The organism is Candidatus Spyradosoma sp. SGI.093 (genome assembly GCF_050314555.1).
In the GTDB taxonomy this organism is placed as follows: Bacteria; Verrucomicrobiota; Verrucomicrobiia; order Opitutales; family UBA953; genus Spyradosoma.
The window spans coordinates 104374-120693 of the sequence record NZ_JBNPNH010000001.1 but is presented as its reverse complement, the minus strand read 5'-3'; the positions used below and the strand labels follow the sequence as shown (position 1 = coordinate 120693).

Genomic DNA, 16320 nt, shown 5'->3' with positions numbered 1-16320 from the left:
ATGTCGAAGATCAAAGTCGGAATCGTCGGAGCTTCCGGTTACGCCGGAGAGGAACTCGTGCGCCTGCTGTCGCGCCACCCGAACGCCGAGCTCGCGTGCGTGTGCTCGCGCTCGCTCGCGGGAACGCCGCTGGCGGAGGTCATGCCGCAGTTCCGCGAGCTCATTCCCGCCGGGCTCGCGTTCATTCAGGCCGACCCGCAGGCGATCTGCGCCGAGCCGATCGACGTGTGGTTTCTCGCGCTCCCGCACGGCGTCGCCGCCGAATACGCGCGCCCGCTCGTCGCCGCCGGAAAGCGCGTGTTCGACCTTTCGGCGGATTTCCGCCTGAACGATCCCGCGATCTACGAGGAATACTACGGCAAGCCGCATCCGGACGTCGAGCTGCTGAAGAAGTCGCCCTACGTCGTGCCCGAGCTCGCGCGCGACGACGCGTGGAAAAGCGCCGCGCTCGTCGCCTGCCCGGGCTGCTACCCGACGAGCATTCAGATTCCGCTCGTGCCGCTCCTGCGCGCCGGTCTGCTCAAGCCCGCCGCGGGAACGTGCGTCATCGACTCCTACTCGGGCGTTTCCGGCGCGGGCAAAAAATCCGATCTCGCCTACGCCTACTGCGAGCGCGACGAGTCCGCGAAGGCGTACGGGCTGCCGAAGCACCGCCACCTTTCCGAAATCGAGGAACAGCTTTCGCTCGCGGCGGGCGCGCCCGTCGTCGTGCAGTTTTCGCCGCACCTGGCGCCGATGAAGCGCGGCATTTCGACGACGATCGTCGTTCCCGCGCGCGGCGCGACGCTCGAACAGCTCTACGCGTGCTGGGAGGCGGCCTACGCGGGCAAGCCCTTCGTCGCGATTCTCAAGAGCGGGAAATTCCCCGACACGGCGCACGTCGCGGGAACGAACCGCGCGGACATCTCCGCCGTGTTCGACCCGCGCACGGGCAATTTCGTCATCACGTCGTGCATCGACAACGTCGTCAAGGGCGCGTCGGGCCAGGCGGTCCAGCTGATGAACCTCGCGCTCGGCTTTCCCGAAACGGCGGGGCTGGTGTGATGAAAGCTTAAAGAGGGGCTTAAAGCTTAAAGAAAGACGGGGGAGAAAAAAGGTAATTGCTTTTCAACTACGGAAGTCCTCCGTTCCTGAAATTTTTCCGATCATGAATCTCAACGCAACCATAGCCATTCCCGCGCGTCTCGGCTCGACGCGCCTTCCGGGCAAAGTTCTGCTCGATCTCGGCGGCAAGCCCGTCGTCCAGCACGTCTGGGAAAAAGTCCGCCGCATGAAGCATGCGGGCAAAATCGTCCTGCTCGCGGACACCGAGCGCGTCGCGGAAACGGCGACGGCGTTCGGCGCGGAGGTCGTCATGACGTCGCCGGAATGCCGCTCGGGCACGGAGCGTCTGGCGTCCGTGCTGAAGACGCTTCCCGGCGAGTTTTTCCTGAACGTGCAGGGCGACGAGCCCTTCATCGACGTCGCGCTGCTCGACGCGCTCGTCGAGCGCTGGGCGGAAACGCGCTGCGAGCTCGTGACGGCGGTCGCCAGGATCACCGATCCCGCGAAGCTGACGAATCCGAACGTCGTCAAGGTCGTGCGCGGGAGCGACGGCCGCGCGATCTATTTCTCGCGCTCGCCGGTGCCGCACCTGCGCGGCGTTCCCGCGGAAAAGTGGCTGGAAAGCGGCAACGTCTGGTGGTCGCACATCGGCGTGTACGGCTACGCGCGCGCGACGCTCGAGGCGCATCCGACGATGCCCGTCACCGCGCTCGAGACGATCGAGTCGCTCGAACAGCTCCGCTTCATCGACCGCGGCATGAGCTTCCAGACCGTCGAGACGGATTACCACCCGGTTTCCATCGACACGGCGGAAGACCTCGAAAACGCGCGCAGGCTTTTCCGCTGATCCGGCGGAAACGCCGTTTCTCCGAAAAATGAAGCTCTGGATCTTCGTCGGGCTGGGCAGCTTTCTCGGCGGCGTCGCCCGCTACGCGACCGCGCGCGCGGTCCACGCGTGGCTGCCGGCGGCGGCGTTCCCGCTGGGCACGTTCGTCGCGAACGTCGCGGGCTGCTTTCTCATCGGCGCGCTGAGCGGCGTCTTCGAGCGCGGCGGCGTCGCCGATCCGGCTCTGCGGCTTTTTCTGACGGTCGGCTTCTGCGGCGGCTTCACGACGTTTTCGACCTTCGCGAACGAAAATCTGCACTTGCTGCAGGGGCGCGCGTTTCTGCTCGCGGCGCTCTACGCCGGGCTGAGTCTCGCGTGCGGGCTCGCCGCCGCCTGGGGCGGGCACTGGCTCGCGCGCGCGGTCTGATTTTTCGGGGAAGAAAATGGCGAACGAAGCACGACCGGCGCTGCCGATCTTCGAACTGCGGGAACGCCTGCGGGAGGCGTGCGCGCGTTCCCGCCGCATCGTGCTGCAGGCGCCGACGGGCTCGGGAAAATCGACGCAGATTCCGCAGATGCTGCTCGACGACGGGCACGTGCCCGCGGGAAAGCAGATCGTCGTGCTGCAGCCGCGGCGCCTGCCGACGCGCATGCTCGCGGCGCGCATCGCGCGGGAACGCGGGCAGGCGCTCGGCGGCGAAGTCGGCTACCAGATCCGCTTCGACCGTATCGAATCCGCGGATACGCGCATCAAGTTCGTGACCGAAGGGCTGCTGATGCGTCAGCTGCTCGGCGGGAACGGCGCCGAGGCGGAAAAGATCGGCGCGATCGTCTTCGACGAATTTCACGAACGACATCTTTATTCCGACGTCACGCTCGCGCTCGCCGCGCGGCTGCAGCGCACGACGCGGCCGGACCTGCTCGTCGTCGTCATGTCGGCGACGCTCGACACGGACGCGCTCGCGCAGTGGCTCGCGCCCTGCGAGACGCTGACGGCGGGCGGGCGGCTTTTCCCGATCGAAATCGAATATTCCGCCGCGCCCGCCGTGTCCGCGGGAACGCTGAGGCGCGACGGATTCGCGCCGCGCCGCGCGGTGTGGGACCACGCCGCCGCCGCGTTCCGCAAGGCGTACCGCGAGGAGCCCGAGGGCGATTTTCTCGTCTTCATGCCCGGCGCTTACGAAATCACGAAGACGATCGCGGCGATCGCGGCGACGCCGGAAGGGCGCGAGTGTGCCGTGCTCCCGCTCTACGGCGAGCTTTCCGCCGAGGCGCAGGACCGCGCCGTCGCTCCCGCGCCCGCGGGAACGCGCAAGGTCGTCGTCTCGACGAACGTCGCCGAGACTTCGCTGACGATTCCCGGCGTGCGCGTCGTGATCGATTCGGGGCTGGCGCGCGTCGCGCGCTACGATCCGCACCGCGGGATTGACATGCTGCTGATCGAAAACATCTCGCGCAGCTCCGCCGATCAGCGCGCGGGCCGCGCGGGCCGCACGGCGCCCGGGCGCTGCGTGCGCCTGTGGACGCGCGGCGAGCAGGAAAACCGCGCCCCGCGCGACGTTCCCGAAATCCGCCGCGTCGAGCTCTCGGAGACGATTCTGCAGCTCAAGGCGGGCGGTATCGAAGATTTGGTTACGTTCCCGTGGTTCGAGAAACCGGACGCGCGCGCGCTGGAAAAATCGCTCGAACTGCTGCGCGACCTCGGCGCGCTCGACGCCGCGGGAACGCTCACGCCGCTCGGCGCGGCGATGGCGCGCTTTCCGCTGCACCCGCGCTACGCGCGCATGATGCTCGCCGCCCGCCCGCTCGGCTGTCTGACGCAGATCGCGTTCGTCGCCGCCATGGCGCAGGGGCGCGACGTCATGCTCGACCTCGCCGAACGCCGCCGCGACGAGGAGCGCGAGGAACTGCTCGGCGAGAGCGATTCCGATTTTTTCCCGCGGCTGACGCTGATCGGCATGGCGCGGAAAAAGGATTTCGATTTCGAATTCTGCCGGCGCTGGGGCATTCACGCGGCGGCGGCGCGCCAGGCGGACAGGCTCGCCGCGCAGTTCGTGAAGATCGCCGAAGGCGTCTTCGCGCGGGAACGCGGCGCGGAAAAGACGCCGCCCGCCGCCGCCGCTCCCGCCGACGTGCACGAGGCGGTGCGGCGCTGCCTGCTGCTCGGCTTCGTCTCGCAGCTCGCGCGGCGCACGGACGCGGGAACGCTGCGCTGCCGCCTCGTGCACGGGCGTGCGGGCGAACTGCGTCGCGGGAGCGCGGCGCGGCGCGCGGAACTCTTCGTCGCCGCCGAAGTCGAGGAAATCCAGACGCGCGGCGAAGTGACGGTTTTTCTTTCCATGGCGACGGCGGTCGAGCCCGCGTGGCTCGAAGAATATTTTCCCGACGATTTCGAGGAGCGCGACGACGTGCGCTACGACGCCGGACAGCGGCGCGTCGTCACGCGGCGGGAACGCGTGTTCCGCGGGCTCGTGCTGAGCTCGCGGGAACTGCCCGACGCGCCGAGCGACGCCGCCTCGCGCCTGCTCGCGGAGGAAGTGCTCGCCGGGCGGCTCGAACTCGAAAAATGGGATTCGCAGGTCGAGGCGTGGATCCGCAAAGTGAATTTCGCCGCGAAGCATTGTCCGGAGCTCGGCATCGCGCCGATCGACGACGAAGGGCGGCGCATGCTCGTCGAGGAGATCTGCCTCGGCGCGACGTCCTACCGCGACATCCGCGAAAAGCCCGTGCGCAGGACGCTGAGCGGCTGGCTTTCGCGGGAACAGGAGGCGGCGATGAACGCGCTGCTGCCGGACTCGGTGACGATTCCGCGCCGGCGCCATCCCGCGAAGATCGTCTATACGGAGGACTGCGAGGCGGTCGTCGGCGCGACGGTGCAGGAGCTTTACGACTGCCCCGGCAAGGCGCTGCGGATCTGCGGCGGGCGCGTGCCGCTCGTCGTTGAAGTGCAGTCGCCCGCGCGGCGCACGTTCCAGCGCACGACGGATCTCGACGCGTTCTGGAAAACCTCCTACGAGCACGTAAAAAAGGAACTGAAGGGCCGCTACCCGAAGCACGAATGGCGCTGAGGGGAAAACGTTCTCCGCGAAAAAATCGTATGCGGATTCCGACTACGTTTCGGAGTCACTTCGAGGCGATTTCGGGATGAGCGGCGAGGAAGGCGGCGCGCTCGGCGTCGCTCATCACGCAGAACGCGGTGGAAAGCGCGTCCGCTTCCGCCGCGGTCGGCGCGACGACGCGGACGTTCCCGCGGCGCGGCGCGGCGAGCAGCCCCGTGCGCGGATCGACGAGATGCGCGGGCTGAAACTGCGTTCCCGAGCTTGAAAGCGCGGCGTTCGCGAGCGCGAGCGTCTCTCCCGCGCGCGCGTCGCCCAGGCCGATCTTCCAGCCCTCGGCGCCTTCGGGCGCGTCGAGCGCGAGAATCGTCGAGCCGCCCGCGGCGAGCAGGGCGCGGGAGAAACCCCACAGCCGAAGCGTCTCCGCGAGCGCGTCGAGCGCGAATCCCTTGCCGACGCCGCCGAGATCGAGCTTCGCGCCCGGTTCGACGCATTCGATCTCGCCGTCCTCGCGCAGCGCGAGCGTGCCGAAGCGGAAGTTCTCGAAGGCCTCGCGCCAGGCGGGCATTTCCTCGCAGAATCCGCCCGCGCAGGCGGCGCGTTCCCGCGCGCGGCTTTTCCAGAAATCGACGAGCGTTCCCGCGGTCGGGTCGAAGGCGCGTCCGGTTTCGCGCGCGATCCGCTGCGCGACGGCGAGGCAGTCGCGCGTCTCCGCGCGGAGGCGGCATTTTTCGCCGCGGCGCAGCGCGTTGACGCGGGAGACGTCGCTCGAGGCGACGAAGCGGCTGAGGAGATTTTCGAGCTCGGCGAGGCGCGCGAAGGCTTCGTCCGCCGCGCGCGCGGCTTCCGCCTCGTCGTCGCCGCAAAGGCGTATCTGCCAGCGTGTCGCCATCGCGACACCGGAAAATCGGAAAATCTCGGACATCGCGCGCAAGCTTCGGCGAGGCGGAAAACGAGGGCAAGAAAAAACCTCTTCGCGAGGAAGAGGTTTTTTGAAAGTGGAGCGGGCGAGCAGGTTCGAACTGCCAACATCCACCTTGGCAAGGTGGTACTCTACCAATTGAGCTACGCCCGCAAATTCAAATCAAATGATTTAAATTATGAACACAGATGAAATACTTATTTCTCGTTTCCGTCAACATTTTTTTTGAACATTTTTCGAATATTTTTTGGAACGGGCATCAGGCTCGATTTTTCGAGGCTTTCGGCGAAGGCGTCGGAGAACGCCGTTTCCAGCACGGGAGCGACTTTCTCGGCGTTTTCCGCCGGATAGACGACGAAGAACTGGATTGAGAGCGGATAGTCCCGGTTGTAGATGTTCGACGGAATGGGACGGTAGGCCGTGGCGGATTTTCCCGCGGCGTCCGCGGGGGAGACGGCGAGCGTCTTCAGGTCGGGGCGGCCCGTCGGCGGCGCGGAGACGAGCGCGATCGCGCCTCCGGAATTGGAGACGGCGCGCAGGGCGTCCTCGTCGGTCTTCGTCTTGCGCAGCGCGGCGTTGAAGCGCGTGCGCGGGAAGACGAGGCTCTGGAACGTCGCGAGCGCGAAATTGTCGTTCTGCGTGCTGACGACGCGGTCGATCTTCGCGGAGAACGCGCCGGCTCCGGGCACTTCGCTCCAGGAGGCGAGCGGCTTTTCCGCGAAGTCCGCGAAGATGCCGCGGAGCTGAAAGAGCGAGAGCTCCTCGACGGGATTGGACTGCGGCGCGACGATGTAGGAAACGTGATAGGCGACGGTCCGCGCGCGCCATTTTCCGGATTTGATTTCGGGAATTTCGGCCGGATTCTTCAGCAGGAGCAGGGCGAAGTCGATCTTGCCCGCGCGGAGCTCGTCGAGCGCGGTCATGCTGCCGATGAGCTCGCCGCGGAGCTCTGTTCCCGGGGCGTTCTTCCGCACTTCCGCCGCGAGTTCGGCCTCCGTTTTTCCGGCGAGGAAATCGGAACCGGCGTAGCGGAGCGTTTCGGCGCGGAGTGCTCCCGCGAAGAGCGTTCCCGCGAGCGCGAGAGCGAGCGTAGTCGTCTGACGGATACGTTTTTTCATGGCGTCTTCAGATTGCGTTGTTCTGGGAGCGGCGTCCGCGCTTGGCTTCGAGCCCGGCGCCGATCGAAGGATCTTCGAGGAGCTTGCGGTGAAACGTGCGGCGGGAAATGCCCAGAAAATCCGCCGCGGCGGAGCGGTTCCCGTTCGCCTGAATCAGCGCCTGGCGCAGCAGCCGCTTTTCGTTGTCTTTTTTGGAAAGCGCCTTCTTGCGCGCCTTGTTGAGCGAATCGACGGTCCTGCGTTTTTCTTCGAGCGCCTCGGCGAAGCGCTGCGGCAGGTCGTCCTCGGGCTCGTCCGCCTCCGGGGGCGCGCCTTCGGGCGTCTCCGCCTCCGCGTCCGCGGCGACGGGAACGACGGTCTCGGGCATGATCTCCTCGCGCCTGCGCGGCGCGAGCGGCAGCTTCAGCGTGAAGCGCGGATCGAGGTCGTATTCCGTGACTTCGCCGACGCCTTCGTGCATGACGACGAGGTTTTCGCAGAAATTGCGCAGCTCGCGGATGTTGCCCGGCCAGCTGTAGGCCTGGAGCGCCTCCATCGCCGAAGCCGAGATGCGCACTTTCGGCAGCCCGTTCTCCTGCGCGAAATAGGTCACGTAGTGGTCGATGAGAATCGGGATGTCCGTCCGGCGTTCCCGCAGCGGCGGGAGCATCAGCGCGACGACGGAGAGGCGGTAGTAAAGATCTTCGCGGAACGTTCCCGCCTTGACCATTTCCGCGAGATTGCGGTTCGTGGCGCAGACGAGACGCACGTCCAGCTGAATCTGCTTCTGCGCGCCGAGGCGCTCGATCGCGCGCGTCTCGAGAAAACGCAGCAGCTTCACCTGCGTCGCGAGGTCGATTTCGCCGATTTCGTCGAGGAAGAGCGTGCCGCCGTTCGCGGCTTCGAAGCGGCCGATGCGGCGCTCGTTCGCGCCCGTGAACGCGCCTTTTTCATGCCCGAAGATCTCGCTTTCGAGCAGCGTCGGCGCGATCGCGGCGCAGTGCACGGCGACGAAGGGATTTTTCGCGCGCGGCGAGCTCTGGTGAATCAGCTGCGCGAAGAGCTCCTTGCCCGTTCCCGTCTCGCCGAGCAGAAGCACCGTCGTCTTCGCCAGCGCCACGCGCTTCGCCTTTTCGACGGCGCTCCGCAGCGCGGGGCTTTCGCCGACGAGACGCGAAAAATTGAACTGCCGGTTCAGCCGCGACGACATCGCTTTGTTTTCCTTTTCAGTCGTCCGGGAACGGATCGCTCGCTGAATCACGAGCTCGAGCTTCTCCAGGTTCAGCGGCTTCGTCAGAAAATCGTAGGCGCCGCGGCGCATCGCCTCGACCGCGGTCTCGACGTTCCCGTAGGCGGTCATCATGATGCAGACGGGCTTCTGCGGGAGCGCCAGCGCGTGGTCCACGACCGACAGCCCGGATTTGCCCGCCATGCGCAGGTCCGTCAGCACGACGTCGAAATTCTCCGAATCCATCAGGCGCAGCGCCTCGTCCGCGTTGCTCGCGGTGTAAACTTCGTAATTGTCCTCCAGGGTCGATTCCAGCCCCTCGCGCGTGTTGCGCTCGTCGTCGACGATCAGAATGCTCGCTTTCATAGTGAGACAGATTTTCCTTATATTCGCGCGCCGCGCGAGCCTAAAATGCGGAGAAATTTTCAAGGCCGCCGATCCGCGAAAACGCGCGGGAACGCGGTTTTGCTCGCGTTCGGGCGCGGGAACTGCGAAAATCGACGACTTCTTTTTTATGGACACTTTCATCATCACAGGCGCCAACGCCGAGCCCGCGCAGAGCATCGCGCGCCGGCTGTGCGAAATGGGCGCCCGGGTTTACGGCATCGCGGGAACGTTTCCCGAAGCGGCCGATTTCGCCTTCAATGAATTCATTCCCGTCGCGTGCGACGTCACCGACGTCAAGGCCGTCGCCGCCGAAACCGAAAAAATCGTCGAGCGCGAGCACGGCGTCGCCGGCGTGATTTTCTGCACGCAGTATCTCGCGTGCGACGCGTTCGAGGCGATGGCGACGGAGGAAATCGCGCTCGGCGTGAACGCGCTCGTCGCGACGCCGCTCGTCATCGCGCGCCTGGCGCTGCCTTCGCTCGTCGCTTCGCGCGGGAGCGTCGTCGTCGTCTCGCCCAACACCGTCACGCCGCACGGACACGTGCTCAACAACGTCGTGGACGCGGCGATGAAGGTCTTCGCGGGAACGCTCTTCGGCGAGCTGCGCGACACGGGCGTCCGCACCTGCCACATCTTTCTCCAGAACAACACGGGAACGCCCGATCCGGCGGCGCAGTTTTCGCGCGCGCCGCAGAGCCGCGTCCAGCCCGACATCGTCGCCGAGACCGTCGAGACCGTGCTGCGCCTGCGCGAGAACAACGCGCTGACGCAGATCGTGCTGCGCCCGCAGGCGACGCGCGAGACGCCGCACATTCCCGTTTCCGCCGAGCCGCGCATCCGCACGCTTCAGGTCGTGCGCCTGCCGGAATCGAAGAATTATCCGCCGGCGGAAGAACCGATTCTCACGCCGAAGTATCGGCGCCCCGAATACGCGCCGCCGCGCGGCCAGAAGGCGCTCGACGCGGCGGAGGAAGCCGTGCTCGACGCAGAGGAATTTTCCGACGATTACGTCGATCCGGAGCTGCGCTATCTCGTGAAGGAAAAGGCGAATCGCGAGCGGCGTTCCCGCGGGAACGAGCGCGCGGACGCGCCGAACCCGCCGCGCGAGGACGCTCCCGCCGCCGACGCGAACGGGCAGGGCGAAGCGCCGCAGCAGTTCGACGAAAACGGCAATCCGATCCGGCGCAAGCGCCGTCGCCGCCGCAAAAAGAAAAACCGCAACGGCGCGATGATGATTCAGCCGCCGCAGCTCGCCGAGGGCGGGAACGCCGCGCCGCGCGCCGAAAACGCGCCCGCCGCGCCGGAGCGTCCGGACGAAAATCGCGCGCCCGCGCCCGCGGAAGCGCCGAAGGAAGCCGAGCCCGCGGAGGCGCCCGTCCGCGAAAATCCGCCCGCGGAGAAGCCGAAAGCCGCGCCCGCGCCCGAGCCGCGCGAGTCCGTTCCCGAAGAACAGACGCCGCCGCGCGCGGAGCCCGTCGCGGAAGAAACGCCCGTCCCGCCGCCGGCGGAAAACGCGCCCGCGCAGGAAGCTTCGGCGAGCGCCGAAAACGCGTCCGCCGACGCCGCGCCCGCGCGCAGGAAATCCGCGTCGCCGCGCGCGCGCAAGCCGCGCAAAAGCGCCGCCTCCGCGGAAGGCGCTTCCGCGGAGAAACCGAAACGCCCGCGCCGCAAAAAGACGGCGGAGCCCGCTCCCGAAGCGGATTCCGCCGAGTGACGCCCCGCGCGTCGCGCGAAGCCCCTCCGCCTCAATCGTCGAGCGCGGCGAGGACTTCCGCGCCCACGGCGTCCGCGACGAGCAGACCGCGCGCGTTCAGCGCGAGCGTTCCCGCGGGAAGATTTTCGGCGAGATAGCCTTCCTCGCGCAGGTTTTCCGCGAGCGCCGCAAGCTTCGCGGGAACGCGCGCCGCGTCGCCGAAGAAGCGCCGCGCGAGCGCGGGCGGATTCACGCCTTCGTTCATGCGTAGCCCGAAGACGAGCGCGTCGGCGAAGAGCGTCGCGGCGTCGAGCTCGACGACGTCCGTCCGCGCGGGAACGCCGTCCGCGAGCGCGTCGAGCCAGCGCGACAGATCCGCGGGATTCGCGAAGCGCCTGCCGCCGCACTGCGACGCCGCGGCGGGGCCGTAGCCGAGCCATTCGCCCATGCGCCACGTATTCAGATTGTGCTTACACGCTTTTCCCGCGCGTGCGTGGTTCGCGACTTCGTACTGCGCGTAGCCGGCGCGCGCGAGCGTCTCCCAGGTTTCGAGATAAAGCTCCGCCTCGCGCTCGGGCGATTTTTCCGCGGGATCGAAGGCGGGCGAATTTTTCAGCCGCGCGAGCAGCGGCGCGTCCTCTTCGAGCATGAGACAGTAGGCGGAAAGATGCTCGGGCGCGAGCGCGACCGCCTGCGCCAGATCCGCGCGCCAGCGGGAACGCGCCTCGCCGGGAACGGCGAAGATCAGATCGAAATTCACGTTGTCGAAGCCCGCCGCGCGGACGGCGTCGTAAGCCTCGAAGATTTTTTTCGGGGCGCAGCGTCTGCCGAGCAGGGCGAGCGTCGCCGCGTCGAAGGACTGCACGCCGAGGGAAATCCGGTTCACGCCGAGCCCACGCAGCGCGCGCAGCTTGTCCGCGCGGACGCTCGGCGGCGCGAGCTCCACCGTCCATTCTTCGGGAGCGTTCCCGCCGTTGGCGCGCAGCAGCGTTTCGCCGAGCTTTTCGAAATCGCGCGCCGTCAGCACGCCGGGCGTGCCGCCGCCGACGAAGAACGTCCGCGCCGGGCGCGGGAGCGGCGCGAGCCCGATTTCGCGCTCCACGCCCGCGAGCCACGCGTCGATCGCCTCGCGGCGCGGCGCTTCCTTGTAGAACGCGCAGTAGTCGCAGGCGTTCCCGCAGAACGGCACGTGGACGTAGAGCCCGAGCGGCGGCGGATTCGTCATGCGTCGTGCGCCGTGCGCGGGAACGTCATTCCAGCGCGACGGAGACCTTGAAGACCTCGCTCGCGCCGGGTTCCACGAAGTGCAGGCCGTTCCCGTGCTCCGTGCTGTTCGGCGCGCCCATCCACGGCTCGACGCAGTAGAACGGCGCGTCCTCGCTCTCGGACCAGGTCACGACGGTCGTCCACGCCGATGGCGCCTCGTTGTCGCCGACGCGCACGACGACGTTTTCCTCGCCGTTCTTCGGGCCGAACGCCACGCGGTTCGTCTTCAGCTTCGTGTAGATGAGGTCGCAGATCGCGGGATCGCCGAACGTGATCGGCTCCTTCGGCGCGTCCGCCTTGACGAGTCTGCCGTCGCCGTCGTGATGCCAGAATTTCTTCGCGTCGATCTTCAGCGCGTAGTCCTTGCGCGTCAGCCCCGCGTGCCACGGGAGCGTGAAGTAGAAATGGTGCCCCGCGCACCACGGAACGCGCACGTCGCCGCGGTTGACGAGCTCGAACTCGCAGGTGAGCGCGAGCTCCGAAAAGCGGTAGGTGACGAAAAATTCGTAGTCGAACGGATAGCCCTCGCGCGCGTCGGCGGAAGGCAGGAACTTCGCGCGGACGGAATTTTCCGTCGCCTCGACGATTTCGAACGCGCCGTCCACGGCGAAACCGTGCTGCGGCATCGGGCGCACGACGCCGTCGCCGGGATTTTTCCAGAAGAACTTTTTGCCGTCGGCGTAGTTGCGCCCCATGAACGGGAACAGAATCGGGTTGCCGCCGCGGATCTTGCGGTAGTTGGAGAAATCCGCGTTTTCGGGCCAGCGGATCACGCCGCGGCGCGTTCCCGCGACTTCGACGTCCCAGCTCATGAGCCGGGCGCCGCGCGTCATGCACGCCGTGAACGTGGAGGCGCCGACGCGCCATTGCTGGAAGGTGTGTCCGTCTTTTTCGAAGGTCGTCATCATGGTGCCGACAATTAAAATCCCGCCGCGCGCGGGAACGCGAGGTAAAACTGAGCCCGCGCCGGCGAAATCCGACGCCGAGCCGCGGGAACGGAGAGCTAAACTCTCCGTCCCGGAAGAGGGCGTTCCCGCGCCGGTTACGCGAAGTAGGCGACGCCGGCGGCGAAGAGCGGCTGGTTCTTGTTGCCGGGGATGTTCTTGCCGACGTTCGCGCCGCGGCGTTCCGAGTGCCCCATCTTGCCGAGCACGCGGCCGTCCGGCGAAAGAATGCCCTCGATCGCCTGGCAGGAGCCGTTCGGATTGCACGCGATGTCGTAGCTCGGCGTTCCCGCCGCCGTGCAGTACTGGAACGCGATCTGGCCGTTCGCCGCGAGCCGCGCGACCGTCTCCGGCGACGCCGTGAAGTTGCCTTCGCCGTGCGAGGCGGGAACTGTGAACACGTCGCCGACGTTCACGTTCGCGAGCCACGGAGACTTCACGGACGCGACGCGCGTGTGCACGTAGCGCGAAATGTGGCGGCCGATGCGGTTGTGGAACAGCGTCGGGCAGCTCGCGTCCATGTCGCGGATTTCGCCGAAGGGTACGAGCCCGAGCTTGATGAGCGCCTGGAAGCCGTTGCAGATGCCGAGAATGAGGCCGTCGCGCTCCTTCACGAGCGCGTTCGTGGCGTCCTTCACGGCGGGATTGCGGAAGACGGCGGCGATGAATTTGCCGGAGCCGTCGGGCTCGTCGCCCGCGGAGAATCCGCCCGGAATCATGAGAATCTGCGTCTTGGAAATTTTTTCCGCGAGCGCGCGCAGCGACTCGTCGACGGCGGCGGCGGAAAGGTTGCGGACGACGAAGATTTCCGGCTCGGCGCCGGCTTCGCGGAAGGCGCGCGCGGTGTCGTATTCGCAGTTCGAGCCCGGGAACACGGGAATGAGCACGCGCGGCTTCGCGACGACGATCTTCGAGTGCGCGGGAACGCCGGAGCGGTCCGCGAAGGAGAACGTCTGCGGCGCGGGCGCGGTGTCGGCGGGAGCGGCGCGCGTCGGGAACACCGTTTCGAGCGCGTATTCCCACGCGTCGCGCATGTCGGAGAGCGGGAGCGCGCCGCCGTCCCAGCTCGCTTCGGGCGCGGCCTGCGTTTCGCCGAGCACGACGTGTTCGAGCCCGTCGAGCGCTTCGTCCGCGGCGACTTCGAGAATCCACGCGCCGTGTTCGACGGCGAAGAACGCTTCGTCCGGCGCGGTCGCGAGGCGGACGCCGATTTCGTTGCCGAGCGCCATTTCCGTCAGCGCGGCGGCCTTGCCGCCTTCGCGGATCGTGCGCGCGGCGAGGATTTTTCCTTCGAGCGCGAGCGCGTGAATCTTCGCGAGCTTCGCGCGCAGGTCCGCCCAGTCGGGCATCTGGTCCGCCGTGAGCTTCGCGGGAACGTAGACGATTTTGGAGCCGATTTTCTTGAACTCCGGAGAAATGACCTGCGAGGCCTTCGCGGGAACGATCGCGAAGGAGACGAGCGTCGGCGGCACGTCGAGATTCTTGAACGAGCCGGACATCGAGTCCTTGCCGCCGATCGCGCCGTTGCCGAGCTCGAGCTGCGCCGTGAACGCGCCGAGCAGCGCGGCGAGCGGCTTGCCCCAGCGCTTCGGATCGTCGCCGAGCTTTTCGAAATATTCCTGCAGCGTCAGCCGCGCCCGCGCGGGATCGCCGCCCGCGGCGACGAGGCGCGCGACGGAATCGACGACCGCGAACGCCGCGCCGTGCGCCGGCGACCAGCTCGAGAGCGTCGGGTCGAAGCCGAAGCTCATCAGCGTGCAGTCGTCCGTCTCGCCTTCGAGCACGGGTATCTTCGCCGCCATGGCTTCGACGGGCGTCGTCTGCGTCTTTCCGCCGAAGGGATGCAGCACCGTTCCCGCGCCGATGGACGCGTCGAAGCGCTCCACGAGGCCGCGCTGGCCGCAGCAGCGGAGGTCGCCGAGCAGGTTGAGCCAGGTCGCCTTCGCGTTCCCGTCGAGGAGCGGCTTGGGCATGAAGGGATTGGCGACGGGATCGGGCGCGGAGACGTGCGCGTCCGCCTCCTGCGTTGCGCCGTTCGTATCCAGAAATTCACGACGCAGATCGACGATCGCGGAGCCCTGCCAGTACATGCGCAGGCGGCCGGTGTCGGTGACGTCCGCGACGTGCGTGGATTCGAGGTTTTCGCGGTCGGCGGCGGCGCGGAATTTTTCCAGGTCTTCGGGTGCGATGACGATCGCCATGCGTTCCTGCGATTCGGAGATCGCGAGCTCGGTGCCGTTCAGCCCCTCGTATTTGCGCGGAACGCGGTCGAGATGAATGTCGAGCGAGGGCGCGAGTTCGCCGATCGCCACGGAGACGCCGCCCGCGCCGAAGTCGTTGCAGCGCTTGATGAGCTTCGAGACCGCGGGATCGCGGAAGAGGCGCTGCAGCTTGCGCTCCGTCGGCGCGTCACCCTTCTGCACTTCGGCGCTGTTTTCGAGCGCCTTTTCCGTGTGCTCCTTGGAAGAGCCGGTCGCGCCGCCGATGCCGTCGCGCCCCGTGCGCCCGCCGACGAGGACGATGATGTCGCCGGGAGCGGGCGTGCCGCGCACGACGTTTTCCTTCGGTCCCGCGGCGACGACGGCGCCGATTTCGAGGCGCTTCGCGACGTAGCCCGGGTGATAGACTTCGTGCACCATGCCCGTGGCGAGCCCGATCTGGTTGCCGTAGGAGGAATAGCCTTGCGCCGCGCCGCGGACGATCTTGCGCTGCGGGAGCTTGCCCGGGAGCGTCTTCGAGAACGGCGCGCGCGGGTCGGCGGCGCCCGTCACGCGCATCGCCTGGTAAACGTAGCTGCGGCCGGAAAGCGGGTCGCGGATCGCGCCGCCGAGGCAGGTCGCTGCGCCGCCGAAGGGCTCGATTTCCGTCGGGTGGTTGTGCGTCTCGTTCTTGAACATCACGAGCCAGTCCTCCGTCCTGCCGTCGATCGTGACGGGAACGACGATGGAGGCGGCGTTGATCTCCTCGGAGACTTCAAGGTCGTCGAGCTTGCCCTGCTTTTTCAGCTCGCGCATGGCGAGCAGCGCGACGTCCATGAGGCAGACGGTCTTGTCCGCGCGACCGAGCGATTCGCGCAGCTCGCGGTATTTTTTCCACGCCTTTTCGACGGGCGCGAGCAGCGGCGAGGCGTCGAACGAAACGCTGTTCAGACGCGTGAGAAAAGTGGTGTGCCGGCAGTGGTCGGACCAGTAGGTGTCGAGCACGCGGATTTCCGTGAGCGTCGGGTCGCGGCGCTCGTCTTCGGCGTAGTAGCGGCGGACGAAGGCGACGTCGGCGTCGCTCATCGCGAGCCCGAGCTCCTTGCGCAGCGCGGCGAGCTCGGCGTCGGACTTCTTCGTGAAGCCTTCGAGCACGGGAATCGGCTGCGGCGCGGGAACGTTCGGCTTCAGCGTCGCGGGAACGGCGAGCGAGGCCTCGCGCGAGTCCACGGGATTGATGAGGTAGGCCTTGACGCGCGCGAGATCGTCGTCGGAAATTTCGCCGCCGAGCACGTACACGCGCGCGGAGGCGATGAGCGGGCGCTCGCCGAGCGTGAGCATCTGCACGCACTGCGCGGCGGAATCCGCGCGCTGGTCGAACTGCCCCGGCAGGTATTCGACGGCGAACACGCGGTCGCCCTCGGTGCACGGGAGCGCGTCTTCGAAGACGTCGTCCGTCTGCGGCTCGGCGAACACGGTCGGGAGCGTCTTGCGGAAATCGGCGTCGGAGAGCCCGTCCACGTCGTAGCGCTGCGCGATGCGCAGAGAGGAGAGCCCGGGCAGCCCGAGCGATTCGCGGAGGTCCTGGAGGACGTGGTTTGTCTGTTCGCGGAAGGCGGATTTTTTTTCGACGAAGATGCGCTTCATGACGGATAGAAT

At 67.2% G+C, this 16320-nt stretch carries 11 protein-coding genes and 1 tRNA gene; 5 read left to right on the top strand and 7 right to left on the bottom strand.

Translation table 11 applies throughout. The features are described 5' to 3' along the window. From argC to ACQREB_RS00520, 4 genes are all read left to right on the top strand, one after another. A complete protein-coding gene (gene argC, locus ACQREB_RS00535) occupies positions 1 to 1044 on the top strand; it encodes an N-acetyl-gamma-glutamyl-phosphate reductase (RefSeq protein WP_427764016.1) in 1044 nt (347 codons plus the stop codon). 103 nt (positions 1045 to 1147) lie between these two features. Beyond that, positions 1148 to 1891 carry a 3-deoxy-manno-octulosonate cytidylyltransferase gene (gene kdsB / locus ACQREB_RS00530; protein WP_427764013.1) on the top strand — a complete coding sequence of 248 codons (744 nt, stop codon included), beginning with the start codon at positions 1148 to 1150 and terminating at the stop codon, positions 1889 to 1891. Between the two features lie 28 nt (positions 1892 to 1919). Further along, the gene (gene crcB, locus ACQREB_RS00525; protein ID WP_427764010.1) at positions 1920 to 2297 is read left to right on the top strand and encodes a fluoride efflux transporter CrcB; all 378 of its coding nucleotides are present in this window, start codon (positions 1920 to 1922) and stop codon (positions 2295 to 2297) included. 16 nt (positions 2298 to 2313) lie between these two features. Then, entirely contained in the window at positions 2314 to 4938 is a 2625-nt protein-coding gene (locus tag ACQREB_RS00520) for an ATP-dependent RNA helicase (RefSeq protein WP_427764007.1), read from the top strand. Between the two features lie 55 nt (positions 4939 to 4993). On the opposite strand, the gene ACQREB_RS00515 is transcribed toward ACQREB_RS00520, so the two are convergent. From ACQREB_RS00515 to ACQREB_RS00500, 4 genes are all read right to left on the bottom strand, one after another. Next, positions 4994 to 5851: an FAD:protein FMN transferase gene (locus ACQREB_RS00515; protein WP_427764004.1), complete on the bottom strand. Its 858-nt coding sequence runs from the start codon at positions 5849 to 5851 to the stop codon at positions 4994 to 4996. A 74-nt stretch (positions 5852 to 5925) separates the two neighbouring features. Further along, positions 5926 to 6001: transfer RNA gene (locus ACQREB_RS00510), tRNA-Gly, on the bottom strand. Between the two features lie 44 nt (positions 6002 to 6045). Next, on the bottom strand, positions 6046 to 6966 hold the full coding sequence (locus ACQREB_RS00505; protein ID WP_427764001.1) for a PstS family phosphate ABC transporter substrate-binding protein: 921 nt from the start codon (positions 6964 to 6966) through the stop codon (positions 6046 to 6048). Between the two features lie 7 nt (positions 6967 to 6973). Further along, complete coding sequence (locus ACQREB_RS00500) at positions 6974 to 8539, bottom strand: sigma-54-dependent transcriptional regulator (RefSeq protein WP_427763998.1); 1566 nt, start codon at positions 8537 to 8539, stop codon at positions 6974 to 6976. Between the two features lie 148 nt (positions 8540 to 8687). Here ACQREB_RS00500 and ACQREB_RS00495 point away from each other — a divergent pair, with 148 nt between their 5' ends. Continuing rightward, the gene (locus ACQREB_RS00495) at positions 8688 to 10274 is read left to right on the top strand and encodes a hypothetical protein (RefSeq protein ID WP_427763990.1); all 1587 of its coding nucleotides are present in this window, start codon (positions 8688 to 8690) and stop codon (positions 10272 to 10274) included. Positions 10275 to 10305: 31 nt separating this feature from the next. Here ACQREB_RS00495 and hemW read toward each other — a convergent pair whose 3' ends face one another. The 3 genes from hemW to ACQREB_RS00480 form a co-directional block, all read right to left on the bottom strand. Continuing rightward, positions 10306 to 11478: a radical SAM family heme chaperone HemW gene (hemW, locus tag ACQREB_RS00490; RefSeq protein ID WP_427763987.1), complete on the bottom strand. Its 1173-nt coding sequence runs from the start codon at positions 11476 to 11478 to the stop codon at positions 10306 to 10308. Positions 11479 to 11503: 25 nt separating this feature from the next. Next, positions 11504 to 12427, bottom strand: a complete 924-nt coding sequence (locus tag ACQREB_RS00485) for an aldose 1-epimerase (protein ID WP_427763984.1) — start codon at positions 12425 to 12427, stop codon at positions 11504 to 11506. 134 nt (positions 12428 to 12561) lie between these two features. Further along, entirely contained in the window at positions 12562 to 16308 is a 3747-nt protein-coding gene (locus ACQREB_RS00480) for a phosphoribosylformylglycinamidine synthase (protein ID WP_427763981.1), read from the bottom strand. Positions 16309 to 16320 lie beyond the last annotated feature (12 nt).

Excerpts from the sequence above, each read along its gene's own strand:
- argC (WP_427764016.1), top strand. The coding sequence starts at position 1 with ATGTCGAAGATCAAAGTCGGAATCGTCGGAGCTTCCGGTTACGCCGGA.
- kdsB (WP_427764013.1), top strand. The coding sequence starts at position 1,148 with ATGAATCTCAACGCAACCATAGCCATTCCCGCGCGTCTCGGCTCGACG.
- crcB (WP_427764010.1), top strand. The coding sequence starts at position 1,920 with ATGAAGCTCTGGATCTTCGTCGGGCTGGGCAGCTTTCTCGGCGGCGTC.
- ACQREB_RS00520 (WP_427764007.1), top strand. The coding sequence starts at position 2,314 with ATGGCGAACGAAGCACGACCGGCGCTGCCGATCTTCGAACTGCGGGAA.
- ACQREB_RS00515 (WP_427764004.1), bottom strand. The coding sequence starts at position 5,851 with ATGTCCGAGATTTTCCGATTTTCCGGTGTCGCGATGGCGACACGCTGG.
- ACQREB_RS00505 (WP_427764001.1), bottom strand. The coding sequence starts at position 6,966 with ATGAAAAAACGTATCCGTCAGACGACTACGCTCGCTCTCGCGCTCGCG.
- ACQREB_RS00500 (WP_427763998.1), bottom strand. The coding sequence starts at position 8,539 with ATGAAAGCGAGCATTCTGATCGTCGACGACGAGCGCAACACGCGCGAG.
- ACQREB_RS00495 (WP_427763990.1), top strand. The coding sequence starts at position 8,688 with ATGGACACTTTCATCATCACAGGCGCCAACGCCGAGCCCGCGCAGAGC.
- hemW (WP_427763987.1), bottom strand. The coding sequence starts at position 11,478 with ATGACGAATCCGCCGCCGCTCGGGCTCTACGTCCACGTGCCGTTCTGC.
- ACQREB_RS00485 (WP_427763984.1), bottom strand. The coding sequence starts at position 12,427 with ATGATGACGACCTTCGAAAAAGACGGACACACCTTCCAGCAATGGCGC.
- ACQREB_RS00480 (WP_427763981.1), bottom strand. The coding sequence starts at position 16,308 with ATGAAGCGCATCTTCGTCGAAAAAAAATCCGCCTTCCGCGAACAGACA.